21 protein-coding genes and 1 pseudogene are annotated in these 24,964 nt (G+C 72.7%); 14 read left to right on the top strand and 8 right to left on the bottom strand.

Annotated features, from left to right (window positions below):
- Positions 1 to 2: 2 nt before the first annotated feature.
- Positions 3 to 2,036 carry an amino acid adenylation domain-containing protein gene (locus ABZ261_RS20420; protein WP_356861063.1) on the bottom strand — a complete coding sequence of 678 codons (2,034 nt, stop codon included), beginning with the start codon at positions 2,034 to 2,036 and terminating at the stop codon, positions 3 to 5.
- 274 nt (positions 2,037 to 2,310) lie between these two features.
- Between ABZ261_RS20420 and ABZ261_RS20415 the strand changes: the two genes are divergently transcribed.
- The 7 genes from ABZ261_RS20415 to ABZ261_RS20385 are packed head-to-tail and all read left to right on the top strand — an operon-like array spanning position 2,311 to position 9,867.
- Positions 2,311 to 3,201: an acetaldehyde dehydrogenase (acetylating) gene (locus tag ABZ261_RS20415; RefSeq protein ID WP_356861061.1), complete on the top strand. Its 891-nt coding sequence runs from the start codon at positions 2,311 to 2,313 to the stop codon at positions 3,199 to 3,201.
- On the top strand, positions 3,198 to 4,271 hold the full coding sequence (dmpG, locus tag ABZ261_RS20410) for a 4-hydroxy-2-oxovalerate aldolase (protein WP_356861059.1): 1,074 nt from the start codon (positions 3,198 to 3,200) through the stop codon (positions 4,269 to 4,271). Before ABZ261_RS20415 ends, dmpG begins: the two co-directional genes overlap by 4 nt.
- The gene (locus ABZ261_RS20405) at positions 4,265 to 5,545 is read left to right on the top strand and encodes a DegT/DnrJ/EryC1/StrS family aminotransferase (RefSeq protein WP_356861057.1); all 1,281 of its coding nucleotides are present in this window, start codon (positions 4,265 to 4,267) and stop codon (positions 5,543 to 5,545) included. The genes dmpG and ABZ261_RS20405 overlap by 7 nt, the downstream gene beginning before the upstream one ends.
- Positions 5,542 to 6,711, top strand: a complete 1,170-nt coding sequence (locus ABZ261_RS20400; protein ID WP_356861055.1) for an FAD-dependent oxidoreductase — start codon at positions 5,542 to 5,544, stop codon at positions 6,709 to 6,711. Before ABZ261_RS20405 ends, ABZ261_RS20400 begins: the two co-directional genes overlap by 4 nt.
- A 30-nt stretch (positions 6,712 to 6,741) precedes the next feature.
- A complete protein-coding gene (locus ABZ261_RS20395) occupies positions 6,742 to 8,427 on the top strand; it encodes an AMP-binding protein (RefSeq protein ID WP_356861053.1) in 1,686 nt (561 codons plus the stop codon).
- The gene (locus ABZ261_RS20390; RefSeq protein WP_356861051.1) at positions 8,424 to 9,656 is read left to right on the top strand and encodes a cytochrome P450; all 1,233 of its coding nucleotides are present in this window, start codon (positions 8,424 to 8,426) and stop codon (positions 9,654 to 9,656) included. The genes ABZ261_RS20395 and ABZ261_RS20390 overlap by 4 nt, the downstream gene beginning before the upstream one ends.
- A 16-nt stretch (positions 9,657 to 9,672) precedes the next feature.
- A complete protein-coding gene (locus ABZ261_RS20385; RefSeq protein ID WP_356861049.1) occupies positions 9,673 to 9,867 on the top strand; it encodes a ferredoxin in 195 nt (64 codons plus the stop codon).
- 82 nt (positions 9,868 to 9,949) lie between these two features.
- Here ABZ261_RS20385 and ABZ261_RS20380 read toward each other — a convergent pair whose 3' ends face one another.
- Positions 9,950 to 10,576, bottom strand: coding sequence for a 2OG-Fe(II) oxygenase (locus ABZ261_RS20380; protein ID WP_356861047.1), 627 nt, complete (start codon positions 10,574 to 10,576; stop codon positions 9,950 to 9,952).
- Positions 10,577 to 10,810: 234 nt separating this feature from the next.
- Between ABZ261_RS20380 and ABZ261_RS20375 the strand changes: the two genes are divergently transcribed.
- The 7 genes and pseudogenes from ABZ261_RS20375 to ABZ261_RS20345 form a co-directional block, all read left to right on the top strand.
- Positions 10,811 to 11,467 (top strand): 2OG-Fe(II) oxygenase, encoded by a 657-nt coding sequence (locus ABZ261_RS20375; RefSeq protein WP_356861045.1) that lies wholly within the window; start codon positions 10,811 to 10,813, stop codon positions 11,465 to 11,467.
- Between the two features lie 32 nt (positions 11,468 to 11,499).
- The gene (locus ABZ261_RS20370) at positions 11,500 to 12,864 is read left to right on the top strand and encodes a radical SAM protein (protein WP_356861043.1); all 1,365 of its coding nucleotides are present in this window, start codon (positions 11,500 to 11,502) and stop codon (positions 12,862 to 12,864) included.
- Positions 12,861 to 13,985 carry a pyridoxal phosphate-dependent aminotransferase gene (locus ABZ261_RS20365; protein ID WP_356861041.1) on the top strand — a complete coding sequence of 375 codons (1,125 nt, stop codon included), beginning with the start codon at positions 12,861 to 12,863 and terminating at the stop codon, positions 13,983 to 13,985. The genes ABZ261_RS20370 and ABZ261_RS20365 overlap by 4 nt, the downstream gene beginning before the upstream one ends.
- Positions 13,982 to 14,716 carry a tyrosine-protein phosphatase gene (locus ABZ261_RS20360; protein ID WP_356861039.1) on the top strand — a complete coding sequence of 245 codons (735 nt, stop codon included), beginning with the start codon at positions 13,982 to 13,984 and terminating at the stop codon, positions 14,714 to 14,716. The genes ABZ261_RS20365 and ABZ261_RS20360 overlap by 4 nt, the downstream gene beginning before the upstream one ends.
- A 10-nt stretch (positions 14,717 to 14,726) precedes the next feature.
- Positions 14,727 to 15,368, top strand: a complete 642-nt coding sequence (locus ABZ261_RS20355) for a 2OG-Fe(II) oxygenase (protein WP_356861037.1) — start codon at positions 14,727 to 14,729, stop codon at positions 15,366 to 15,368.
- On the top strand, positions 15,365 to 18,592 hold the full coding sequence (locus ABZ261_RS20350) for an MFS transporter (RefSeq protein ID WP_356861036.1): 3,228 nt from the start codon (positions 15,365 to 15,367) through the stop codon (positions 18,590 to 18,592). The genes ABZ261_RS20355 and ABZ261_RS20350 overlap by 4 nt, the downstream gene beginning before the upstream one ends.
- 309 nt (positions 18,593 to 18,901) lie before the next feature.
- A pseudogene (locus ABZ261_RS20345) lies at positions 18,902 to 19,006 on the top strand (AraC family transcriptional regulator); the annotation flags it as partial.
- Positions 19,007 to 19,205: 199 nt separating this feature from the next.
- On the opposite strand, the gene ABZ261_RS20340 reads toward ABZ261_RS20345, so the two are convergent.
- The 6 genes from ABZ261_RS20340 to ABZ261_RS20315 form a co-directional block, all read right to left on the bottom strand.
- A complete protein-coding gene (locus ABZ261_RS20340) occupies positions 19,206 to 20,519 on the bottom strand; it encodes an aromatic acid/H+ symport family MFS transporter (RefSeq protein WP_356861035.1) in 1,314 nt (437 codons plus the stop codon).
- 262 nt (positions 20,520 to 20,781) lie between these two features.
- On the bottom strand, positions 20,782 to 21,735 hold the full coding sequence (locus ABZ261_RS20335; protein ID WP_356861033.1) for a VOC family protein: 954 nt from the start codon (positions 21,733 to 21,735) through the stop codon (positions 20,782 to 20,784).
- Positions 21,732 to 22,814 (bottom strand): 4-oxalomesaconate tautomerase, encoded by a 1,083-nt coding sequence (locus ABZ261_RS20330; RefSeq protein WP_356861031.1) that lies wholly within the window; start codon positions 22,812 to 22,814, stop codon positions 21,732 to 21,734. Before ABZ261_RS20330 ends, ABZ261_RS20335 begins: the two co-directional genes overlap by 4 nt.
- Positions 22,811 to 23,506 carry a 4-carboxy-4-hydroxy-2-oxoadipate aldolase/oxaloacetate decarboxylase gene (locus tag ABZ261_RS20325; RefSeq protein ID WP_356861029.1) on the bottom strand — a complete coding sequence of 232 codons (696 nt, stop codon included), beginning with the start codon at positions 23,504 to 23,506 and terminating at the stop codon, positions 22,811 to 22,813. The genes ABZ261_RS20330 and ABZ261_RS20325 overlap by 4 nt, the downstream gene beginning before the upstream one ends.
- Positions 23,506 to 24,261 carry a PIG-L deacetylase family protein gene (locus tag ABZ261_RS20320; protein WP_356861027.1) on the bottom strand — a complete coding sequence of 252 codons (756 nt, stop codon included), beginning with the start codon at positions 24,259 to 24,261 and terminating at the stop codon, positions 23,506 to 23,508. The genes ABZ261_RS20325 and ABZ261_RS20320 overlap by 1 nt, the downstream gene beginning before the upstream one ends.
- 48 nt (positions 24,262 to 24,309) lie before the next feature.
- On the bottom strand, positions 24,310 to 24,963 hold the full coding sequence (locus ABZ261_RS20315) for a GntR family transcriptional regulator (RefSeq protein WP_356861025.1): 654 nt from the start codon (positions 24,961 to 24,963) through the stop codon (positions 24,310 to 24,312).
- Position 24,964: the final 1 nt, after the last annotated feature.

Raw genomic sequence — 24,964 nt, 5'->3', positions numbered from 1 at the left:
GGTCAGCTCCGGCCGGCGCGGTCCGCCGCGCCGTCGCCGGCCGCCCGGGTGACGGCTTCGGCGAGCCCGGCGATGGTCGGGGACTCGAACAGCACGCGGGCCGTCATGGCGACGTCGAACCGGGCGCGGATGCGGGCGATGAGGCTCGCGGCGAGCAGGGAGTGGCCGCCCGCCTGGAAGAAGTCGGCGTCGACGCTGATGCCGCGGCGGCCGAGGACGTCCTCCCAGATGTCCGCCAGGACCGCTTCCACCGGGGTGCGCGGCGCGATGTGGACGGCTTCGCCGTCGTCGTCGGGTTCGAGGGCGAGCAGGGCGGCCCGGTCGATCTTCCCGTTGGGGGTCAGGGGGAAGGCGTCCAGGACGCGGACGGCCGTCGGGATCATGTACCAGGGCAGCCGGCCGCGCAGGTGGGCGATCAGTTCGGCGGCCGGCGGCGCGGCCCGCCCGCCCGCGGTCACGAAGCACACGAGGGTGCTGTCGGGGCCGTCGCCGGCCACCAGGGCGACGCACCCCCGGACGTCCTCGTGCTCGGCGAGAACGGCCTCGATCTCGCCGAGCTCGATGCGGTAACCGCGCAGTTTCACCTGGTGGTCCCGGCGGCCGAGGAACTCCAGGCAGCCGTCGGCGTCCGCGCGCACCAGGTCCCCGGTGCGGTAGAGCCGGCTGCCGGGCACGCCGGAGAAGGGGTCGGGCAGGAACCGCTCGGCGGTGGTCAGCGGCGCGTTCAGGTAGCCGACGGCCACGCCCGCCCCGCCGATGAACAGCTCGCCCGGCTCTCCCGCCGGGACCGGTCGCAGGGCGTCGTCGAGGACGTACGTGCGCACGTTGTCGATGGGGCGGCCGATCGGGACGGAGCCGTGCTCGCCGGCCTCCCAGTCGGCGCCCGGCTCGTGGACCGTCGTGGTGATGGTGCCCTCGGTGGGGCCGTAGACGTTGAACCAGCGGATGTCCTCGCCGACCCGTTTCTTCCAGGTCAGCAGGGCCTGGCGGGCCGCCTTCTCGCCGGCCACGATCATCGTGCGCAGCGCGGACTCCGTGGCCAGCCGCAGCAGGCAGTCCTCCTCCGCGACCCAGCTGTGCCAGAAGGCCGTGGGCACGCTCAGGAAGGTCGTGCCGGTGTCGATGACCTGCTGGGTCAGGGCCCGGAACGTCTGGCGCAGGGGGTCGCTGCCGAGGACGAGGGCCGCGCCGTGCAGGAGCGGCGGGAAGATCTCCTCGGCGGCGGCGTCGAAGCTCAGCGGCCTGCACTGCAGGACGCGGTCGCCGGGGGCGAAGGCGAAGTGCCGGTTCACGGCGGAGCTGTGGTTCGCCAGGGAGCGGTGCGTCACCAGGACGCCCTTGGGGCGGCCCGTGGAGCCGGAGGTGTGGATGACGTAGGCGGCGTCCGACGGCAGCGGGACGGCGCTGTCCGGCGCGGGCGCGGCGGGCAGCGCGTCGATGTCCTGCCGGTGCTCGTCGAGGCAGAGGATCTCGCCGTCGTGGTCGGGGAAGAGCGACCTCAGCGGCTCCTGGGTCAGGAGCAGGCGTGCGCCCGTGTCGGACAGGACGTACCGCAGCCGCTCGGCCGGGTACTCGGGGTCGAGGGGCACGTAGGCGGCGCCGGTCTTCAGGACGCCGAGCAGGGCCGTGATCATCTGCGGCGACCGCTCGACGCACAGGCCCACGAACGCGCCGGGCCCGACGCCGCGCAGCCGGAGACAGGCGGCCAACCTGTCCGCAGCGTCGTTGAGCTGACGGTACGTCATCTCTTGGTCCCGCCAGATGAGGGCCGGGGCCCCGGGGGTGCGCGCGGCCTGCGCGGCGAACAGGTCGTGCAGGCAGGCGCCCGCGTCCGTCCCGGCGTCCGGGAGTCCGGCGGGCCGGATGTCCGGCCAGTGGGCGCCGATGTACTCCAGGCACTCCCGGCGGCTCGCCGCCCGGTGCGCGACGCGCCAGCCCGGTGGCACGTCGAGGCCGCCGGCCCACAGAGCGTGCCGGTTCTCGCTGTTCACCAGGACCAGAGAGACACCGTTGTCGTCATGAATCGGGTTGACCACGGCTCGCAGTCCCCTTCGGATGCTAAAGGTGCGGCGTACGGACTGGCGTTGTAGCGGGGGAAGCCCCCGGGGTGGTGCCCGCACAGCATGTCGCCGCGTCCCTGCAAGGACCTCGCCGCCTCGCTTGCCCCGCCCGCGGCGCCGGCCGGTCAGTGCGACGGCGAGCCGTCGACAAGGCCCCGGTTCCAGGCTGGGCCGCACAGGGACCACCGCGGCCGGCCTCCGCGGGTCCCAGGGCGGATCACGCCGCACCTTGACGGAAAGGCGACCGTACATGCAAGCAACTGGACGGCTGTCCGTATCGGTCCTCGGCGCCGGACTCATCGGTATGGACCTGGCGACCAAGATCATGCGCTCAGACTGTCTCGACCTGCGGCTCGTCGCGGGGCGGCATGACGCCGCCGAGCTGCGGCGGGCGGCCCGGCGCGGGCTGCCGGTGGCGACCGGGGGCATCCAGTCCCTCGTCGACGCCGAGGAGGACTTCGACGTGGTGTTCGACGCCACCAACGCGTCGTTCCACGCCGAGCACGCGGAGAAGCTCGCGGCGTCCGGGGCGATGATCGTCGACCTGACGCCCAGCAGGGTCGGGCAGATGATCGTCCCGACCGTCAACCCGGAGGACATCGGCTCCCACCGCGACATCAGCATGGTGACCTGCGGCGGACAGGCGTGCGTACCGATCCTGCACGCGGTCGCGAGAGCGCACGAGATCGACTGCGTCGAGGTCGTGACCACGGCCGCCACCCTGAGCGTGGGCCGCGCCTCACGCCTGAACCTCGACGAGTACGTGCAGACCACGCAGGACGCGATCCGCTGGTTCACCGGCGTCGAGGACGTGAAGGCGCTCGTCAACATCAGCCCGGCCCGGCCCGCGGCCACCTTCCGGGTCGCCATGCACCTGCGGGGCCGGGACCTCACCGCCGACTCGGTGCGCGCGCTGGTGACGGGAGCCGCTGACGAGATCCGCACGTACGTCAAGGGGTTCGGCGTCAGCGTGTGCACCGTCAACGACGACACGGCCTTCGTCTCCGTGGAGGTCACCTCGTCCGGCGAACGGCTGCCGCACTACGCCGGGAACCTCGACATCATCAATTCCGCCGCGATCCAGGCCGCCGAGTGTTACGCGGCGGACCGGCTCGCACTGGCAGGCAGGGAGACGGCATGAGCCAGGAAGCGGCCCGGGACGCCGCCGCGGGCAGGCCGGTCCAGATTCACGACCCGACGCTGCGCGACGGCCAGCACGCCGTGCGGCACAGTCTCGGCGCGGAGCAGTTCCGCGCCTATCTGAAGGCCGCGGACGCCGCGGCCGTCCCGGTCGTCGAGGTCGGCCACGGCAACGGGCTGGCCGCCTCGTCCCTCCAGGTCGGCCGGGCCCGGCTGAGCGACGACGAGATGATGTCGATCGCCCGCGAGACCCTGACGACCAGCAAGCTCGGGGTTCTCATGTTCCCGGGCTGGGCCACCACCCAGGACATCAAGAACGCCCTCGGGTACGAGGTCGACCTGGTGCGCATCGCGACGCACTGCACCGAGGCCAGCGTCGCCGAGCGCCACCTCGGCTTCCTGCGCGACGAGGGCGTGGAGGCGCACGGCATCCTCCTGATGACGCACATGGCGAGCCCCGACCAGCTCGCCGAGGAATGCGCGCGCCTGGTCGGGTACGGCGCCACCGGTGTGGGCATCCTCGACTCCTCGGGGCACTTCCTGCCCTCGGACGTCACGGCCCGCATCGGGGCCATCTGCGCCGCCGTCGACGTGCCGGTGATGTTCCACGGGCACAACAACCTCGGCATGGCCGTGGCGAACTCGATCGCGGCGGCTCAGGCGGGGGCCGGCATCCTCGACGCGTGCGCGCGGGGCTTCGGCGCCGGCGCCGGCAACACCCAGCTGGAGGTCCTGGTGCCGGTGCTGGAACGGCTGGGGTTCCGGACGGGCATCGACCTGTACCGGCTCCTGGACGCGGCGGACATCGCCGGGCGGGAGCTGATGCCGGCGCCGCCCACCATCGACTCCGTCTCCATCGTCAGCGGGCTGGCCGGGGTGTTCTCCGGGTTCAAGAAACCGGTGCTCGACATCGCGGCGCGGGAAGGGGTCGATCCGCGCGACGTCTTCTTCGAACTCGGCAGGCGTCAGGTGGTCGCGGGCCAGGAGGACCTGATCGTGGAGGTGGCGCTGGCCCTGCGCGCCGCCCGGGACGGGGGAAGCCCGGCGGGCAGCGGGACCGGCTCATGCTGACCGTGGACGAGAACTCCCGGTACTTCGTGCCGGCCCCCGCGGTGGGAAGCGTCCTCGGGGACGCCGAGCTGGCCGCGCTGGGCGAGGTCGTCCGGTCCGGCGAGAGTCTGTCGCAAGGGCGGTGGCGGGACGCGTTCGAGCAGGCGATGCGCGAGCACGTCGGCAGCCGGTACGCGATGACCGTCACCAGCGGAACCGTCGCCGTCGCGCTCGCCGTGCACCTGCTGGACCTCGCCCCCGGTGACGAGGTCATCGTGACCCCGCAGACCTTCAAGGCCACCGCCGACCCCCTGCTGGCGCACGACGTGACGGTTCGTTTCTGCGACGTGGAGCCGGACACCCTGAACGTGGACGTCGACTCGTTCGAGTCGCTGATCACCCCGCGGACCCGGGCCCTGATCCTGGTCCACTACGGCGGCCGGCCGGCACGCATGGACGAGATCATGCGGGTGGCCCGCCGGCACGGCGTCAGGGTGATCGAGGACTGCGCGCACGCGCTGGGCGCCCTCTACCGCGGCCGGCGGCCGGGCGCGCTCGGCGACATCGGGTGCTTCAGCTTCCACTCCAGCAAGAACATCACGACCCTCGGCGAGGGCGGCATGCTCACCTTCGACGATCCCGAGTGGGCCGAGCGCCTCGACCGCATCCGCTCCAACGCCGCCGACGGGGTCCTCGTCCCGTCGCCGCTGTCGGCCGGGCCGTACGAGCACGCGGAGCCCTGGATGATGTGGGCCGGGGACTCGTACGAGAAGGAGTGCCTGCGCATCCGGCACCCCGGGAGCAACGCCACGCTCAGCGAGGCCGGGGCGGCTGTGGGGCTCGTCCAGCTGGAGCGTCTCGGGGAGCTGGCCGGGCGGCGGCGATGGATCGCCGGGCGCCTCGCCCGGACGCTGGCGGAGTTCGGGCAGGCGCGGCTGGCTGACGTGCCCGAGGACATCCACCACCCCTACCACCTGTTCACCTTCTTCGTCCGGCCGGGACAGGGCGTGAGCCGCGACGAGGTGATCCTCGCCCTGGAGGCCGCCGGGGTCCAGGTGCAGGTGCGTTACTTCCCCCTGCACCTGCGCCCCGAGTGGCGGGGCCGGGGCCACCGGCTCGGCGAGTGCCCGGTCACCGAGCGGCTCTGGTTCCACGAGCAGGTCAACCTGCCCTGCTATCCGTCGATGACCGACGGCCAGGTGGAGCATCTGGTGCTGGCCCTGAAGTCCGCGCTCACCGGACGGCGGGACCCCGGCGAGCGCGGCACGTCGAGCTACGAGGAGGCCCGGGCATGACGGAGTCCTATGACGTGGTGGTCGTGGGAGGCGGGCCCGTGGGCCTGGCCACCGCCTGGCAGGTCGCCGAGCGCGGCCACCGGGTACTGGTCCTGGAGCGGCACACGTTCTTCAACGAGAACGGGGGGACCAGCGGCGCCGAGCGGCACTGGCGGCTCCAGTACACGCAGGAGGACCTGTTCCGTCTGACGCTGGAGACCCTTCCGCTGTGGCGGGCGCTGGAGAGCCGCTGCGAGCGCCGCCTCATCCACGAGATCGGCAGCCTCTGGTTCGGGGACATTGACGTCGTCACCAACGAGGGCCAGATCTCGGGGACCGCCGCGATGATGGACAAGCTCTCGGTGCGCTACGAGTGGCTCAAGGCCACCGACATCGAGCGGCGGTTCGGGTTCCGCGGCCTGCCCCGGGACTACGAGGGGTTCCTCCAGCCGGACGGCGGGACGATCGACGTCAGGGGAACGCTGGCGGCGCTGTTCACCCTCGCCCAGGCGGCCGGCAGCACCCTGCGCGCCGGGGAGGCGGTGACGGAACTCGTGCCGGACGCGGACGGGGTGAGCGTCACCACCGACCGGGGCGCCTACCGGGCCGGCAAGGTGGTGCTGGCCTGCGGCCCCTACACCAACGACCTGCTGGAACCGCTGGGCGCGCGCCTCGCGTACTCGGTGTACGAGATGGCCGTCGCGGCCTACCGGCAGACCACGCCGGTGACGGAGGCGCCGTTCTGGTTCGCCTTCCAGCAGCCGACGCCGCAGGACACCAACCTGTTCTACGGGTTCGGCCACAACCCGTGGGCGCCCGGGGAGTTCGTGCGCTGCGGGCCGATCTTCGAGGTGGACCCGCTCGACCACCCCTCGGCGGCCACCGGCGTCGCCGACCGGCGCCAGATGGACCGGCTGTCGGGCTGGCTGCGGGACCATCTGGCCACGGTCGACCCCGACCCGGTGCGGACCTCGACCTGCCTGGCCGTGCTGCCCACGGACCCCGAACGGCAGTTCTTCCTCGGCACCGCCCGGGACCTGGTGACGCACGGGGAGAAGCTCGTCGTCTACGGGGCGGGCTGGGCGTTCAAGTTCGTCCCGCTGTTCGGCCGGATCTGCGCCGAACTGGCCGTGGAGGACTCCACCGCGTACGACATCTCACGGCTCGCCCCGCAGTCGGCTCTCTGACGTGGCCGCGAGAAAGGAAGGTGACAGGGCGTGAGTTCATTCCGTCCCGAGGACCCCGGCCTCCCGAGGATTCCGCCGGATCGCGCGCGGGAGTACCGCGAGCGCGGGTGGTGGCGTCCCGAGCGGGTCGACCGGCTGGTGCTGCGGCACATGGCCGAGGATCCCGAGAAGGAGGCCGTCCGCGGCCCCGGCGGCCGGCTGACCCGGGGCGAGCTGGCGGACGCGGTCGCCGGCGCCGCCGCCCGGCTGGCCGGCCTCGGGATCGCGCGCGGGGACCGTGTCCTGGTCCAGCTCCCCAACGACCTGGAGCTGGTCGTCCTGCCGCTGGCGCTGATGCGGCTGGGCGCCCACCCGGTGATGGCGGTGCCCACGCTGCGCCGCCGCGAGCTGCTGGCGGTCGTGGCGGCCACCCGGCCCACGGCCGTGGCCGTACCGCGCCACTGGCAGCGCTTCGACCATGTCGCGCTGGCGAGGGAACTGCGGGAGAGCTGCCCGAGCATCCGGCACGTCCTGGTCGCCGACCGCGCGGCGGACGCCGTTCCCGAAGGCACCGAGGACCTGGTCGAGCTGTGCCGGCCGGACCCCGGGGCGAGGCCCCTGCCCGATCCGGGACCGCCGCTGGCCGACGAGCCCGCCGTCTTCCTGCTGTCCAGCGGGACCACCGGCCCGCCGAAGGCGATCGCGCGCGCCCACGAGGGCTACGGCTACATGATCCGCACGGCCGCCCGGTGGGCCGGGCTGTCGCCGGACGCGGTGTACCTCGCCGTCATGTCGGGGGCGCACGGGTTCGTCCTCAACTGCCCCGGCATCTTCGGCGTCCTGGCCTTCGGCGGCCGGGTGGTCCTGGGCTCGCCGGGAGATCCCGGGGCGGCGCTCGACCTCATCGACCGGGAGGGGGTGACGCACACGACGCTGGTGCCCGCGCTGGTCACCCAGTGGCTGGGCGAGGTCGGGCAGCGGGGCCGCGGGCCGACGTCGCTGCGCGTGCTCCAGGCCGGCGGCGCCCGTCTGGAGCCCGCCCCGGCGGCCGAGGCGCACAAGCTGCTCGGCTGTACGGTGCAGCAGTGCTACGGCATGAGCGAGGGGCTGCTGACCTACACCGCGCTGGACGACCCCGATGACGTCATCGCCCACACCCAGGGGCGGCCCGCCTCACCCGGCGACGAGATCCGCATCGTGGGCGAGGACGGCACCGAAGTGGCACCCGGCGAGGTGGGCGAAGTGCTGACCAGGGGCCCGTACACGGTCGCCGGGTACTACGCGGCGCCGGACGCCGACGCGCGCGCCTTCACCGACGACGGCTTCTACCGCACCGGCGACCTGGCGCGCCTCCACCCGTCGGGCGGGCTGGTGGTGGAGGGCCGGATCGGCGACGTCATCAACCGCGGCGGGGAGAAGATCTCCGCCGGGGAGATCGAATCACTGCTCGCCGAGCACCCCTCGCTGCGGGCGGTCGCGGCGGTCGCGATGCCGCACCCGGTGTGGGGGCAGACGGTCTGCGTCTTCGCCGTCCCCTCCGCCCCGGAGAAGCAGCCGACGCTGCTGGGCCTGCGCCGCTTCCTCACCGAGCGCGGCATCGCCACGTACAAACTGCCCGAGGAGATAAGGGTGGTCGACGCCCTCCCGATGATCGGCGTCGGCAAGATCAACCGGGTCGCGCTCCGTGCGGCGGCAGCGGACCGGCAGGCCCGAGAGGAACGGGAACCCCTCCCATGACCGAGACGTTCGACCACGGCATTCCGTCGTTCCCCATGGCCCGCGAGTGCCCCATGCACCCGCCCGCCGAGTACCGCAAGCTGCGCGGGCAGGAGCCGGTCAGCCGGGTCCGCATGCCCGACGGCCAGGTGGCCTGGCTGGTCACCAAGCACGAGCTGGCCCGCAAGCTGCTCGCCGACCCGCGGGTCAGCGCCGACCGCCTGCACCCGGCGTTCCCGGGCCGGCTGACCGCCGAGCAGCGCGCGGCGCCCGAGCGCGTCCGTCGGCTCAGCACCCGGCGGTCCATGATCCACCTGGACGGGGCCGAGCACGGGGCTCACCGCAAGATCCTGACCGGCGAGTTCTCGCTGCGCCGGATCGCCGCGCTGCGCCCGCGTGTCCAGGAGATCGTCGACCGGAGCATCGACGAGATGCTGGCCGCGCCGCAGCCGGCCGACCTCGTCGAGCACGTGTCGCAGGCGGTGCCGTCGCTGGTGATCTGCGAGCTGCTGGGCGTGCCCCACGAGCAGCGCCGCGACTTCCACGAGTGGGCGGGCATGCTGGTCAGCCGGTCCGCCTCGATGCGGGAGCGCGCCGCGGCCTCCGACGCGCTCAACGACTTCCTGGAGGACCTCGTCACCGAGAAGGAGCGGGGCGAGCCCACCGACGACCTGATCGGCCGGCTCATCGCGCGCAACCGGCAGACGTCGGTGATGACGCACGACGAGATCGTGGGCACCGCCGTCATGCTGCTGATCGCCGGACACCAGACCACCGCGAACATGATCTCGCTGGGCGTGGTGGCGCTGCTGGAGAACCCGGAGCACAAGGCACGGATCGCGGCCGACCCCGCGCTGCTGCTCCCGGCGATCGAGGAGATGCTGCGCTACTTCAGCGTCGTGGAGAACGCGCCCGCCCGGGTCGCCACCGAGGACATCGAGATCGGCGGCGTGACCATCCGCAAGGACGAGGGCATCGTCGTGTCCGCGCTGGCCGCCGACTGGGACGACGAGGTCTTCGAGCACCCGGACCGGCTCGACTTCGGACGTGGCGCCCGCCACCACGTCGCCTTCGGGTACGGGGTCCACCAGTGCCTCGGGCAGAACCTGGCCCGGGTGGAGCTGGAGATCGTGTTCGAGACGCTGCTGCGCCGGGTGCCGGGCCTGTCGCTGGCCGTGCCCGCCGAGGAGCTGCCGTACAAGGACGACACCGGGATCTACGGCATCCACCGGGTGCCGGTGAACTGCTGAGAAGAGGGGCACGCCCGTGCACATCACCGCGGACAGGGGGCGGTGCGTCGGCGCCGCCCAGTGCGTCCTGGCGGCGCCCGCCGTCTTCGACCAGGACGAGGAGGGGCTGGTCGCGCCCGTGACGGTGGAACCGGCCGGGGCGGACCGGCCGGCCGTCCGTCAGGCGGTCCAGCTGTGCCCGTCGTCGGCCATCCGGATCGACGAGGAGTGACCGGCAGAAGCCGCCGTCCGAGACAGCTCGGGCGGCGGCTCCGGTCGTGTCCGGCCGTCGGTGTCCGGCCGGGGTCCGCCGGTCACTCGAAGAAGGCCATGGCGACCCACCGCCGCACCAGGCCCCGCCCCGCGCTGACCGGCGCCATCCGGTGCCAGGACGAGGGCGACGCCGGATAGAGCCAGGCGGTGCCTCCCGTCGGAAGCATGGCCGAGGCGGGGCCGGCCGACCTGTCCGGGCCGGACCAGCACTCCTGTTCTCCCCCGCCGTCGGCCGGCCAGTGCTCGTTGGTGTGCAGTGCCAAGGCGAGTCTCTTGTTCTGTTTGCCGACGCTGAGGTCCTCGAAGTCGCCGTCGTAGTGGTGGTAGATCTCGGCCCGGCGGTGCAACCCGGTGGTGTCCACCCCGGTCTCGCCAAGGAGCCAGTCGGTGAACTCGTCGGACAGCAGGTCGGCGACCAGGTCGCGCCACGGCGCCGCCAGGGGGATCTCATCGGGGGTGAGGCCGGTCCTGTTGTCGAAGACCGGCAGGACGGACGAGCGGTAGCGGCGCCGTACGTCACCGGTCGAGGTGTCGATCCGCTGGAACAGGCCCGCGTCCGGCGCGGTGGCGCCGAGGTCGGCCAGGTCGCGCGCGGAGAGCAGACCGGCGCCGCGGAAGTGCCGGAAGGGGTGGTCCCACGTTTCGAGCCGGACGTCCAGATCGATCAACACTCGCACCTCTCGGCGGCCGGTGTGTGCACCGGTTCGGGTATCAGGGCTGCCCCGCCAGTGTCGCCGTCCCGCTTGCCGTGCGATGGCGCGCCGGTTTGCGAAGACCTTGCGGATCCACGGCAGCGGCCGGGCAGCGAACCGACAAGGGGTCGGCAGGGGTCCGCGGACAGGCTGTGGCCAGGTCGGGCCCGGGCCGTCCCGGGACCTCCGCATCGACCCCAAGGAGACACCGTGGTGCTGACGCTCGACTCGGCGCTGGAGGAACGCACCCAGCCGTTCCAGCTCTTCCGCGGCCGTGACCTGCTCGACGACGGGCAACTGGAGGAGTTGCTCGCGACCATGCCGACCGCCGACGTCGCGAAGATCGCGGTCGAGGACCCGAAGCACGAGAAGCAGTACCGGATGAACCTCGTGGACCTCATAGTCCTCGAGAAGGAAGCCCCGGTCTTCCCCCGCCTGCCCGCGATCTGGCGGGACCTCGTGGAGGACCTGCGCGGCGCCGAGTTCACCGCCTGGCTGGAGAAGTCGACCGGGATCGAACTGGCCGGCCTGCAGCGCAGCATCGGCCTCTACACCCACCGCAACGGCGACTACCTGTCGGTGCACAAGGACAAGCCGACCAAGGCGATCACCGTGATCCTCTACCTGAACCGTGACTGGCCCGTCGAGGCGGGCGGGCAGTTCCAGATCTTCGCGTCCCCCAAGGAGGGTCCGACGGAGGAGATCAGCCCGGTCGGCGGCCAGCTGCTCGCCTTCCCGCCCACCGACAGGTCGTGGCACGCGGTCTCGAAGATCGAGCACCCGGAGGGGACCGAGCGGATCACGGTCCAGATCGAGTACTGGCTGACCACCGGGCTCGCCGGCTCCGCGTACCGGCCGCAGAGCTGACCGTCCGGCGCCCGGCACCGAAAGGACCCCCCATGGGAGAGATTGTGGACGAACCCCGGAAGATCCTCGTGATCTGGCCGCCGCAGGTGCTCAGCTACTTCAACGCGGGGCACCACCTCGCGCTCTACCAGGTCACCGGTCACCTGCGCGCCGTCTACCCGGGCGCCCAGGTCACCGCGATCGACGCCAGTGTCGAGCGGCTGACGTGGAAGGACCTCGGCAGCAGGCTCTTCCAGGAGCGGTACGACGTGATCGCCGTGATGAACGAGTTCGACGGCATCGACGGGCTGCGCCGGCTCGTCTCCTACGCGCGGGCGCTGAACCCCACCGCCCCGATCGTCACGTTCGGCAGGCTGTCGGGGGTCAACCCCCGCTTCTTCGAGCGCTTCGACATCGACGCGATCGTGGAGAACGGCGACTTCGAGTCGGGCGTCGTCGCCGCGATCGAGACCTTCCGGGGCCGGGCGGCCGACGCGGCGGGGGTGCACCTGCGCCGCGACGGCTCCTGGGCCGCTCCGAAGCGCCGCGGCGACCTGCTCCCGGCTGAGGACTGGTACCTGCCGACGCCCGACGAGATCCCGTACGGGCACTACGACGCCCTCTACTTCGACGACGCCAACAAGTTCTGCGGCATCCCGCGCCGCCGCGAACTGGTCGTACCGGCGGCTCGCGGGTGCCCGGTCGGCTGCTCCTACTGCGAGGTGCCGCTGATCTACACGCGGAAGGAACGGCGGCTCACGGTCGAGCGGACGGTCCAGTACATCGAGGAGTCGTTCGCCGCGGCGCCGTTCGAGTACGTGGCGTTCTACGCGCCGACGTTCACGCTGGACAAGAAGTGGACGGAGGAGCTCTGCCGGGAGCTGACCGGCCGCGGCTCCCCGTACCCGTGGAAGTGCGCGACGACGGTCCACCACCTCAGCGAGGGGATGATCCGGTCGATGGGCGCGGCCGGCTGCGTCCGGATCAGCGTCGGTCTCGAGACGCTCGACCCGCAGGAGGGCGCGTTGCTGCCCCGGGCGAAGCAGAAGTCCGCGGTGGACCTCGACCGGCTCTCGGCCTGGTGCAAGGAGTCGGGCATCGAGCTGAACTGCTTCGTCATCGTCGGGCTGCCCGGCACCACGATCGAGGGAGCCGAGCGGACCATCGAGGCCGTCCAGGAGCGCGGGGGCCGGGCCCGGCCGACCGTGTACGCCCCCTGGGAGCTCGCGGGCCCGGACCTCCTCGACCACGAGATGGCCGCGTTCAACCGGCAGTTGTTCGTCCCGGGCACCCACGCGCTGACCGACGACGAGCTGGCCCGCGGCTACGACATCGTCTTCGGCAGCCAGCCGGACGTCACCCAGGTGTTCGAGAACATCCCCGCCCGCGCCGCCGGCCCGGCCCTGCGCCCGGCATGAGGGACGAGACGCTCGTGCCGGCGCGGGACGGGGCGGACTCCCCCTTCCTGCGGGAGAGCGCCGGCCGGTTCCGCAACCGGCGCGTCCGGGTCCCCGACGAGATCAACCTGAAGAACTGCGGGCTGCTGGACAGCCGGGCGGCGGCGGTGCACCGGGCCACGCTGGCGGAGTTCGACCCGAACGACGTGCTGACCTACCCCGTCCTCCAGCCGGTCTACGGCATGCTGGCCGACCGGTTCGGGGTGGACACCGACTCCCTCGTCCTGACCGCGGGCAGCGATCCCGGGCTGAACCTGCTGACCCGGGCGTTCCCGGAGGTGTCGCGGATCGTCCTGCACCAGCCGAACTTCGACGGCTGGGCGAAGTTCGCGGCGATCTCGGGCTGTGTCCTGGACCCCGTGGCCCCGGACCCCGAGACCGGGCTGTTCGACCTCCGTGACCTGGCGCGGCGGCTGCGCGCGGGTGCGCCGGCGTTCGTCGTCGTCACCACCCCGCACAGCTTCACCGGGCAGGTGCACGGGAGGGAGGAGCTGGCCGAGCTGGCGGACGCGGTGGCGGAGCACGGCAGTCTGCTGGTCGTGGACACCGCCTACCTGGCGTTCACCGAGGGCGGCGAGGAGCTGGTGCGCGGGCTCGCCGGTCTGCGGCACGTCGTCCGCGTCAACACGTTCTCCAAGTCCTACGGGCTGTCGGGCGCCCGGATCGCGGTGACGGTCGCGCACCCGGCGACCGCCCGCCACCTGTTCGACCTGGACCCGGAGGGCTCGGTCTCCGCTCCGGCGGTCGCGCTGCTGCGGCGTTCACTGGAGGAGCAGGCCGTCTTCACCGGGATCTGGGCAGACGTGCGGCGGCTGCGGGAGCGGTTCGCGGCCGAGGTCGAGCGCGCCGCGCCCGGCTGGCACGCCCGGCCGAGCGGCGGGAACTTCGTCACCTGGGACGTCCCCGGCCCGGCGGACGCCGGGGCCGCGAGCCGGCACCTCCTGGAGCGGGGGATCGTCGTACGGGACCTGTCCGGCGCGCCGGGGCTGCCGGCCGCCGTCCGTATCGCGGTCGCGAACGAGGCCGTCGTCCGTCAGGTCGTCGCCGCCCTGGGCGACCGGTACCGCGAAGGGGTGGCATGACCACGCGGAGGATCATGGTTCCGGGCCTGCCCAACGTGCGCGATCTGGGCGGGCTGCGCGGTCCCGGCGGGGGGTACCTGCGGCGGGGGCTCCTCGTCCGGGGGCCGGCGCCGTCTCCGCAGACGGCGCCGGCGCTCGGCGGCCTGGGCATCCGTACCGTCGTCGACCTGCGCCTGGAGGAGGAACGCCGGCAGTACCGGGGGCCCGAGCGCACGGGCGCGACCGTGCTGTCCCGGCCCGTGGCCGGCGACATGAGCCGTATCCGGGGCAATGTGCGGCCCCGGCCCAGCGACTACCTCGCGAACTACCGTGACATGCTGACGAGGGCGGCGCCGGTCGCGGCGGAGATCGTGGACCTGCTCGCCGACGGTGCGGAGGTCCCCGTCTACATCTGCTGCGCGATGGGCAAGGACCGCACCGGCGTCGTCAGCGCCCTGGTCCTGCGGGCGCTCGGAGTGCGGACCGCGGACGTCGCCCGGGACTACGCCCTGACCGCCCGCGCCTACCGCGCCCTGCGCAGCACCGACGCCCGCCCGAACTGGACCCGCGAGGACACCCTCGCGCAGCTGCGGCTGCGGACCTCCACGCCGGCGGCGACGATGCGCTCCCTGATCGCCGGGATCGAGGCCGAACACGGCAGCGTCGCCCGGATGCTCACGCTCCACGGCCTCCGGGAGGAGACCCGGCTGCGCGCGGTCGTCGGCGTGTTCACCCATTCCGTCCACCTGTGAGGAAGAAGACGTGTCCCTCGTCGACATCGAGACCATCAGCCGGGCCGAGCTGGAACAGGACCCGTTCGACCACGCCGTGATCCCCCGCTCGTTCGTCACGGACGCCGTCGCCGAGAACCTGCGCGGCGAGTTCAGCGACGACGGCTTCGAAGAGTCCGAGCGCACCGGCCTGAACCGGTCCGACAAGCAGTACCGGATGTTCAACCGCAACCTCGTCACCGCCGGCGCGGTCGACGAGGACCAGGTGCGCACGCTCCCCGCGAACTGGCAGCAGCTCGTCGCGGACGTCGTCTCCCGGCCCTACCGGGAGGCGCTGTCCGCGCTCACCGGCGTGGAGCTGGAGCGGTGTCTGGTCGAGGCGCGCATGACCCGCTACGCGCGGGGCTGCTGGATCGAGCCGCACACCGACCGCCCGGACAAGGCGGTGACCCACCTTTTCTACTTCAACGACGGGTGGGACCCGCAGTGGAGCGGTGACCTGCGGCTGCTGCGCAGCGCCGACATGGCCGACTGCGCGAAGCGGGTGGCGCCGACCACCGGGACGTCCGTCGTGCTCGTCCGCTCGGACCGGTCCTGGCACGGCGTGCCGCCGGTCGCCGACACCTGCCCCGTGGACCGGCGGGCACTGCTCGTGCACTTCGTCCGCCCGTGATCCCGTCCCTGACCGGCCGGCGGCGGAAGACGCCCGGGAAGCGCACCTACCTCGTGGCGCTGACCGTCGACTGCGTGGGCAACGGCCTGTGGACGCCGGTCGCGCTGATCTTCTTCACCCGGGGCCAGCACCTCCCCCTGGCGCACGTCGGTGCCGCGCTGACGGTCGGCGGGCTCCTCGGCCTGCTTGCGGGGCCGGTGAACGGCCTGCTGGTGGACCGGTGGGGTCCGGCGAACGGGGCGGCCCTGAGCTACGCCGTGCGCACCGGGGTGTTCGCGCTGTTCCCCTTCGTCTCCGCCACGTGGCAGGTCGGCGCGCTCGCCGTCGTCGCGGCGGCCGCGGACCGGCTGTTCTGGACGGCCGGCACCCCGCTGATGGCCCGGCTGGTCCCGGCCGGGGAGCTGATCGGCGTGCTGAGCACGGCGAGCGTGCTGAAGGTCGGCGGGTGGGCGGCGGGCGGTGCGATCGGCGCGACCGTCGGGGGCCTGCTGATCGGCAGCGGTACGGGACTGCACCTGGTCGCGTACGCCAACGGCCTCACCTACGCGGCGGCCATGGGCCTGGTGCTCACGGTGCGTCGGCACATCCGGCCCTCCCCCGCGGCCGGGCTCTCGGCCGACGGGCGGGCGTGGCGGTGGCGCGACCTGCGCGACGACCCCGGCTTCCTGCGGCTGTGCCTGCTGACGCTGTTGCTGGCGTTCGCCTCCGACTGCCTGACGACGATGCTCCCGGTGGTCGCCGTCGTGGTGCTGGGGCAGCCGTCGTGGGTGCCGGGGGTGGTGATCGGCGTCGCCTGCGGGGCGATGGCCGTGGCCCGGCGGCCCGCGGCCGCCTACGCGCAGCGTGTCTCCGCCCCGCGGGCGCTGCGCCTGGCGGCCTGCTTCTTCACCCTGGCGGTCCTCGTCATGGCGCCGTCCGGCTGGGCGGGTCCGGTGACCACCGCGGTCGTCCTGGCCGCGGCGCTGATCGGCACGCTCGGCGACGCGCTGTTCACCCCGGTCGTCACGACGACGGCGCACGCAGCCGCGCCACCCGGTCTGGAGGGCCGCTACAACGCGACGTTCCAGACGTCCTTCGGGATCGCGGGCTCCGTCGCCCCGGCGGCCGGGACGGCGCTGCTGGCCCACGGGAACACCGTGCTGTGGCTCGGCCTGGCCGCCGTCTGCGCGGGAACGGCCCTGTCGGCCGGGTTCCTCACGCGGCCCACCCGGCCGGTGGCGGCGCCCGCAGCCGCGCCGCTGCGGCGGATCGTCGTCGGCGGGATCTCCGGCGCGGGCAAGACGACGCTGGCCGCCGCCCTGGCCGGGGCGCTGGACATCCGGCACATCGAGATGGACGCGCTCTACCACGGTCCCGGCTGGACCCGCCGGGCGGAGTTCGCAGACGACGTGGAGCGCGCCACGCGGGCACCGGCGTGGATCTGCGACGCCCAGTACCACTGGGTCGTCGGCGACCTGCTCGGCGAGCGCGCCGACACGTTCGTCTGGCTCGACCTGCCCCGCCGGACCGTCATGCGCCGCGTGCTGCGGCGCTCGGTGGTCCGGGCCGCCACGGGCCGGGAGCTGTGGCACGGCAACCGGGAGACCTGGCGGTCGATGCTGCGCAACCCGCGCCACCCGCTGCGCTGGGCCTGGTCCCAGCACGCCACCCGGCGGGCCGAGACGGCCGCTTTCCTCGGCCGGCACCCCGGCCTCACCGTCGTCCACCTGACCGGTGCGAGGCAGGCGCGGCAGTGGCTGCGCTCGATTCCGCACCGGACCCTTTCACCCGACCCCTCACCACTCAGCGCAGGAGGCACCCCCATGCAGGACCGTTGGCGAGAACCCGCTCCCACCGGCGAGCCGCTGCTGGAGATCCACGGCGGCAACCGGCTCTCCGGGGCCGTCCGCACCTCCGGGTTCAAGCATTCCTTGGTCACCACCGTGGCCGCCGCGGCCACCGCGAGCGCGCCGGTGCGCGTCGAGAACTGCCCGGACATCGTCGAGACCGCGGTGCTGGGCGAGATCTTCCGCGCCGCGGGCGCGCACGCGCACTACGACGGGGCGTCCGAGACGTTCACCGTCGACGCGTCCGCCTGGGACTGCGCGGAGCTGCCGGCCGACCTCGTCGGCCGCATCCACGGTTCGCTCTACCTGCTGCCCGCCCTCGTCTCCCGCAACGGCGCGGCCCGGCTGCCCGCGACCGGCGGCTGCACGATCGGCGAAGGCCCGCGCGGGAGGCCCGTCGAGCACCTGCTGGACGTGATGGAGCGGTTCGGCGTCACCACCCGGCTCACGGCGGACGGCTCCGTGGACCTCACGGCGCAGCGGCTCACGCCGTGCACCATCGACATGCTCGACTACACGCGCAACAAGGCACTCATGAGCGGGCCCTGCTACAGCGGTGCGGTCAAGACCGCGCTGCTGATGGGCGCGGTCACGCACGGGACGACCACGCTGCGGCACCCGTACCTCAAGCCCGACGTGACCGACATGGTCACCGTGCTGCGCGACCTGGGCGCCGACATCGAGTTCGCCGGGCCCGAGACGTGGGTGATCCACGGGCGCGGCCCCGAGTCGCTGGACCGGCCCGCCGACGTCACGCTGATCCCCGACCTGATCGAGGTGGTCACCTGGATCTGCGCCGGTGTCCTGCTGGCGGACGAGCCGCTGCGGATCACCGGGCCGGGCATCGACCGCGCGGTCCACGCGCTCGCGCCCGAGTTCGACCTGCTGGACCGCATGGGGGTGCGGGTCGACGTCGGAGCCGACGAGGTGACCGCGCACCCGCTGACGAAGCCGTTGCGGCCCGTGGAGTTCACCGCCATGTCGCGCGGCGTGTTCAGCGACAGCCAGCCCTTCCTGGCCCTGCTGGGGGCGTACGCCGAAGGCCCCACCTACATCAGGGAGGCCGTCTGGGAGCACCGTTTCGGCTTCGCCCCGGAGCTGGAGGCGCTCGGCATGCGGACGGCGGTCGACGACACGGTCCTGCGCGTCGACGGCCCCTGCCCGCCGTACCGGCCCGGCAGCGACCTCCATGCCACCGACCTGCGCGCCGCCGCGGTCCTGCTGCTCGCCGCGCTCGCGGTACCGGGCCGGACCACGCTGCGCAACCACCACCACCTGGCCCGCGGTTACCGCGACCTGGTCGAGGACCTGGTGAAGCTGGGCGCCGACATCCGGCACACGACGGCGCCCGACGTCCGGCCGAGGCCCACGGCGGGGGCCGGTGCAGACCCGGCCTGACGTCCTGAGCCGCGACCGCGACGGGGCCCTGCTGGAGTAAGGAGGCTCTGGGCGCGCTCGCCACCACCGCCCGTCCGGGCGAGCGCGCCCCAGCCGCACGACCCGGCCGGTCACAGCAGGCTCCCCACCGCTGCCCGGGCTGATCGCGCACCGGCTCGGTGTCGCCCTGCCGCCGTCGGCGTTCGCCCGGACGCCGGCCGCCGACGACCCCGCGCCGGCCCCGGTCCCGGTGACCGGCGCGCCGCGCCGGGTGGACTACCTGGTCTCCCGTCTTCTCCGAGATGTTCATCGCGGGCCGGAACAGGTCACCATGCCGCCCACTGCCTGGTCGCGGGTGACGGCGCGGCCCAGGTAGCTGCCGCCGCCGGCTACGCCGATCAGTCCCACCTGCATCGGGACGTCGTGGAGTTCACCGCCGGTCGGCGGGGTCCGGCTCGCGCCGACCGGACAGGTCAGTTCGTCCACGGCTTCGCCGATGCCGGTGGTCATGGCCCGGTGCAGCTCTGTCCGGGTACCGCGCCTGAGCAGCACGCCCAGGGCATCGGCGATCTCGCCTCCCACCTCGGTCTCCACCCACCCCGGGATTGCCGCCGCCTTGTCCGTCTGTCTGCGGTCAGACCTGCGCGGCCGTGCGTGTTGTGACGGTGAGGGCGGCCGCGGCCATCATGAGCGCGCCGAAGAGCGCGGCGCAGGCGTACATGGTGAAGCCGAGGTCGGCGTTGCCCGCCTCGATGAGGGCGCCGCCGATCCACGGGCCGAAGATGGCGCCGAAGCGGCCCATGCCGGAGACCCAGCCGAGGGCGGTGGGGCGGTCCGCGCCGGTGTGGTGGGTGCCGACCGTCGCGTAGACCATCGTCTGGCCGGAGAAGAGCAGTAGTCCGGCGAAGAAGACCACCGCGTACAGGACGCCGACCGGCATGGCGACGCCCATGAGGTAGACGAAGACGGCGGTCAGGAGGAACCAGGCGATGACGACCTTGTGCGGGCCGGTGCGGTCGGCGGTGCGGCCGGCGATGAGCATGCCGAAGATGCCGCCGACGTTCAGGAACGTCGAGAAGAGCAGCGAGTCGCCGGTGTCGTGACCGAGGTCGACCATGATCTTCGGCAGCCACTGGCCGACTCCGTAGACCAGGAGCAGACCGGCGAAGGATGTCGACCAGAAGCACAGGGTGGTGGGCCACTGGCGGTTCCGGAAGAGGTTCTTCACCGCGTCCAGCTTGTCGCCGCGGTTCACCCTCGGCTCGGCCGGTTCGGTGCCGTAGTCGGCGGCGAGCAGCTCGGCGTCGGCGCGGCGGCCGCGGGTGAGCAGGTCGGTGGGCGACTCGGGCAGCAGCTTGAAGGCGACCGGGAGCAGGATCAGGGCGGGCAGCGCGGAGGCGATGAAGGCCGTTCGCCAGCCGTGGTCGTCGACCAGCCAGAGGGCGATCAGCGGCGCCAGCGCGCCGCCGGTCTGGTGGGCGGTCATGATGATGCCGGTGGCGAGGGCGCGGCGGCCGTGACCGGTGAATTCCATGCCGTAGGAGATCGCGATCGGCAGCAGCGCGCCGAGGCCGAAGCCGCACACGAAGCGGAAGAGGCCGAACTGGCCCGCGGACTGGGACCAGCCGGTGGCCAGCGTGGCCAGGGTGAAGATCGTGACGCTGGCGAAGACGGTGACGCGGCGGCCGATCCAGTTCGAGGCCGTGCCGGACAGGATCGTGCCGAGCAGCATGCCGAAGTTGGCGTAACTGCCGATCGTGCCCGTGGCGTCGGGGGTGAGGCCGAGGCTGCGGCCGCCGAGCATCTTCGGCAGCACGGAGCCGTAGACGAAGGTGTCGATGCCGTCGAGGAGGACGAGTCCCCAGCACAGGGCGATGACGCCGGTGCGGCTACGGCGGGACGCTGTCCCGGTCGCCCGGGCGAGCGGGGAGGTGGCGGAGGAGGACATCGTTGTTCCTCTCGTGCGGGACGTCAGCACAGGGCCTGGTCCCTGGCTGCAAGGGCAGTGGGGCCGGCGCGGCTCGCGCGGCCGGTGGGGAGGGCGGACGGGCATGTCCGCGAGCTGCGGGCTCCGCGCGGAAGGCCTCGGGTTCGCTGTGGCGTAGACGTTAAGAAGCCGCGGGCGCTACGTCAACAGTTTTGTTGACAATCTGAGCGACAGTTTGGCCCCGGGGACGGGACGCCGTCCCCGGGGCCTGGAAGGGCTCACATCAGGGCCGCACGGGCGGTGTGCCGTGCGTGTGGAAGGACTCGATGGTCTTCAGGCCCCATGCCTGGCCCCTCCTGCGTTCCTCCTCGGTCCAGGTGATGAGGGGCCAGTCGGGGGCCAGGACGAGGCGGGTGAGCGGGTTGCAGAGCTCGATGCGGTTGCCGCCGGGTTCGTAGACGTAGAGGAAGAACGTCTGCTGGATGGCGTGCTTGTGCGGTCCCGTCTCGATGAACACGCCGGTGTCGATGGCGAGGTCGGCGGCTCGCAGGATGTCCTCGCGGGTGTCGGTGGCGAAGGCGATGTGGTGCAGGCGGCCCTGGCTGCCGGTCCGGTCGGACGTGTAGACGACGTCGTACGACTTGTCGGTGTAGGTCAGCCAGCGTGCCGCGATCGCGCCGGAGTCGAGCCGGATCTGCTCGGTGGGGCGGGCGCCGAGGAGTTGTTCCTGCCACTCGGCGTTGGCGAGGACGTCGGCGGCGAGGAAGTTGATGTGGTCCAGGCGGCGGACGCCGACGCCGCGGTTGGGTTTCGCCTGCGGCTGGTTCTTGAGAGAGGGCTTGAACGCTCGGGGGGCCTGGTAGTGCTCGCTCTCCCAGTACAGGGCGTGTTCGTGGCCGTCGGGGTCGGTGGTGACGTAGAGCCGGCCGAGACCGGGCTCGTCCTCGGTCCACTTTCCCGTGCGCCCCGCCGCCTCGACGGCCCGCACCCGGCGCTGGAGCGCCTCCTCGCTGGAGGTGCGCAGGGCGAGGCGGCCGAGGCCGGGCTGTTCGCGGGCGGTGAGGACGAGGCTGTGGTGCTCGTAGTCGTCGAAGGTCCGCAAGTAGACGGTGTCGCCGTCCTGTCCGTTGACGGTCAGGCCCAGGAAGTCGGTGAAGAAGGCGACGGAGGCGTCCAGGTCCGGGGTGAACAACTGGGCGTGGCCGATGTGGGCGATGTCGCCGAGAGGCGGAGTCATGAGCGACCTCCTGTGGGCGGTACGGGGAAGACCGTGCCGTCGAAGATCTTGCGGGCGGTGCGGACGACGGCGGTGCGACGAGCTCTCGGGCCGCCCTGGGCAGCGCGATCGATGCTGCTCTCGACGTCGGTGAATCCGCTGGGATGCTCGATGCGGAGCCGGTCGCCCGCATCGGGGAGGACCGCGATGCCCTGCGCAACGCTTCCCTCGATCCGCAGCCCGGCCGCCACGCTGGCTGCGCCCAGGACGCCGATGGAGGGGTGGACGCGGGCGGGGATGAAGGTGCGGGTGGTGACGGCGCCGCCGTGGCGGGGCGGCGAAAGGAGGGTGAGCTTGGGAACGGTGGTGCGGGTGGCGTCGCCGAGCCCCATCAGCTGCCCGGCTGCCAGCCGTATGTCGTGGAGCCGGGCGGTCAGTTCCCGGTTGCTCTCCAGGTCTGTCGGGTCCTCCTGACCGGTGACCTCGAGGGCTCCGGCTGGGATCAGGACGGTCGGCATGCCGTTGTCGACGCACGTGACCTCGATGCCGGCGACCGTGTCGCGCACGTTCCCCGTGGGCAGCAACTGCCCTTTCCAAGGCGGGAATCGGAGGACGACGGCGGCGGCGCTCCCGGGGACCCCGGAGATCTCCGTGTCGCCGCCGTAGTCGACGCGGCCGTCAGGGGTCGGGAACGTCGCCGTGGCGAGGTCACCGGAATTCACCATGCGGATGCGCACGGACGTATCGCTGCTGCCTGCCCGTACGAGTCCGCGCTCGACGGCGAACGGGCCGACCCCGGCGAGCAGGTTGCCGCAGTTCTGGCGGTCCGAGACCTCTGCTCTGTCCACGGCGACTTGGAGGAAGAGGTAGTCGACGTCGGCCTCGGGGTCGGCCGACGCGGACACCACGGCGACCTTGCTCGTGAGCGGGTGGGCGCCGCCGAGGCCGTCGATCTGGCGCGGGTCCGGGCTGCCCATGACGCGCAGCAGCAGCTCGTCGCGGACGGTCCCTTCGGTAGGCAGGTCGTCCGCCAGGAAGTAGGCGCCCTTGGAGGTGCCGCCGCGCATCAGCATGCAGCGGACCTCTGGGGGGCGGGTCACGACTCGGCCTCCTCGTACGGGCGGCAGGTCACCCCGAGCCGTGCGAGTGTCTCCCGCAACCCGTAGCGGTCCAGGCCCAGTTGGCCCTCCAGGAAGGCGGCGCGGGCCCCGGCCTCCTTCCGTTCGCGTGCCTCGGACGCCTCGGCGGTGTCGCGGGCGCGTTCGCGCGGGACGACCACGACCCCGTCGTCGTCGGCGACGATCACATCTCCGGGGCGGATCACCTGGCCGCCGATCACGATCGGCACGTTCACGCTGCCGCCGGTCGCCTTGACCGTGCCCTGCGGGCTGACGGCGGCGGACCAGGCGGGGAAGCCCATGGCGCGCAGCTCCGCGGTGTCGCGGATACCGGTGTTCAGGACGGCACCGCGCACTCCGCGATGGGCGAGAGCTGTGGCGAACAGCTCGCCGAACAGGCCGTCCGTGCACGGTGAGGTGGTGGTGACGACGAGGATGTCGCCCTCGCCGCACTGCTCGACCGCCGCGTGGATCATGAGGTTGTCGCCGGGCCAGCACAGCACCGTGACAGCGGTGCCCGCGACCCGGACACCTTGCTGGATCGGACGCAGATGCGTGCCGAGGAAGCCGGTGCGGCCCATGGCCTCGCCGACGGTGGCTGTCCCGTGGCCGGCGAGCGCCTCGACGTCCTCCGCCTCGGCCTTGGGCGGGTCGGTGACGATCATGCCGGGCATCAGGCGAGCTCCTTCGCGATCTGCGGGTAGGGCCGCATGTACGCCTCGGCCATGGTCCTGTGGGCGAGGCCCAGGTTGGGGCCGGCGTTGCGCTTGAGCTGGGCCCCGCGCCGGGCGGCGAGGTCGGTGTAGTAGTCCCACAGGTGCTGCTGGGCGCCGAGGCACTCCATGGCCTTGCGCTTGGTCTCCCACACCTCGGTGATGTCGAGGAGGACCTCGGGCTTGAAGCCGCTCATCTCGGGCTGGTGCGGCTCGAAGTAGAAGACGGGCGGAGCGCCGATGATGTCGCCCTCGCCGGGGTAGCCGATGGCCTGGGCGAGGATGCGGGCCTGCAGGGCCATGCGGTTGGCGGCGGGGTGGTCGCCGTTGTAGGGGTCCTCGGTGGGATGGGTGAGGACGATGTCCGGCTGCGTCTCCCGGTAGAGGGCGACGAGCCCGTCGGTCAGCTCGGCCGTGGCGAGGAGCGGGTAGTCGCCGGCGTCGAAGAAGCGGACCTCGGCGCCGAGGACGGCGGCGGCCTTCTCCGCCTCCTCCCGGCGTACCGCCTTGACCTCCTCGAGACTCTTGCCTTCCCGCCACGCCCTGGCCGACTCGCCGCGCTCGCCGAAGGTCAGGCACGCGATGGTGACCTTTTCGCCCCGGGAGGCGGCCAGGGCGATGGCTCCGCCCGCCCGCCACACGAAGTCCCCGGCGTGCGCGGTGACGACGAGGGTCGATCGGGGCGGAGCGGCGGGTGCGCCGTTGCCGTGGGTCATGCTGCATCTCCTTGGTGACAGGTGCCGCACCCGCCCCAGGAGCGCGTTTCAGTCGGCGCGCAGGGCGTCGATCACGCTGCTGAGGTGGGCGCGAACGGCCGTCTCGGCCGCTTGCGAGTCCCTGGCCCTGATCGCGTCGATCACGGCCAGGTGCTCACTCAGGGACTGCTGCGGACGGCCCGGCCGCAGCGCCAGCTGGAAGCGGTGGCGCACCAGCTGGGCGTTGAGCCGCTCCAGGAGACCGACGGCCGTGTGCTGGCCGGAGGCGTCCCGGATCAGGGCGTGGAGGTCGTGGTTGAGCTCGGAGTAGGTGACCGGATCGCCGTCGCTGACCGCCCTGGACATGGCCTTGCCCAGGGCCGTCAGCTCGTCGAGCTGCGCGTCGGTGGCCTCGGTCGCCGCCTTGCCCGCGCACAGCCCTTCGAGCACCATCCGGCACTCCGTGATCTCCACGGCCTCCTCGACCGTCACCACCCGCACCCGCGAACCGCGGTTGCGGATCCGCTCGACCAGCCCCTCGGCGGTCAGATCGAGCAGTGCGGCACGCATGCTGGCACGCGTGACGCCGTAGGTCTCGGCGAGCTCGCTCTCCACCAACCGCTGGGCCGGCGCCATCTCGCCCTGCAGGATCGCCTTCCTCAGCCGCTCCAGCGCGTACTGCTTGGCCTGCTCTCCGGAGCCTGGACGGGCTTCCTTCGGCATC

The sequence above is a fragment of the Streptomyces sp. NPDC006193 genome, from assembly GCF_040613915.1.
In the GTDB taxonomy this organism is placed as follows: domain Bacteria; phylum Actinomycetota; class Actinomycetes; order Streptomycetales; family Streptomycetaceae; genus Streptomyces.
The sequence above is the reverse complement of the archived record's forward strand: the minus strand, read 5'-3'. Positions and strand labels throughout refer to the sequence as shown.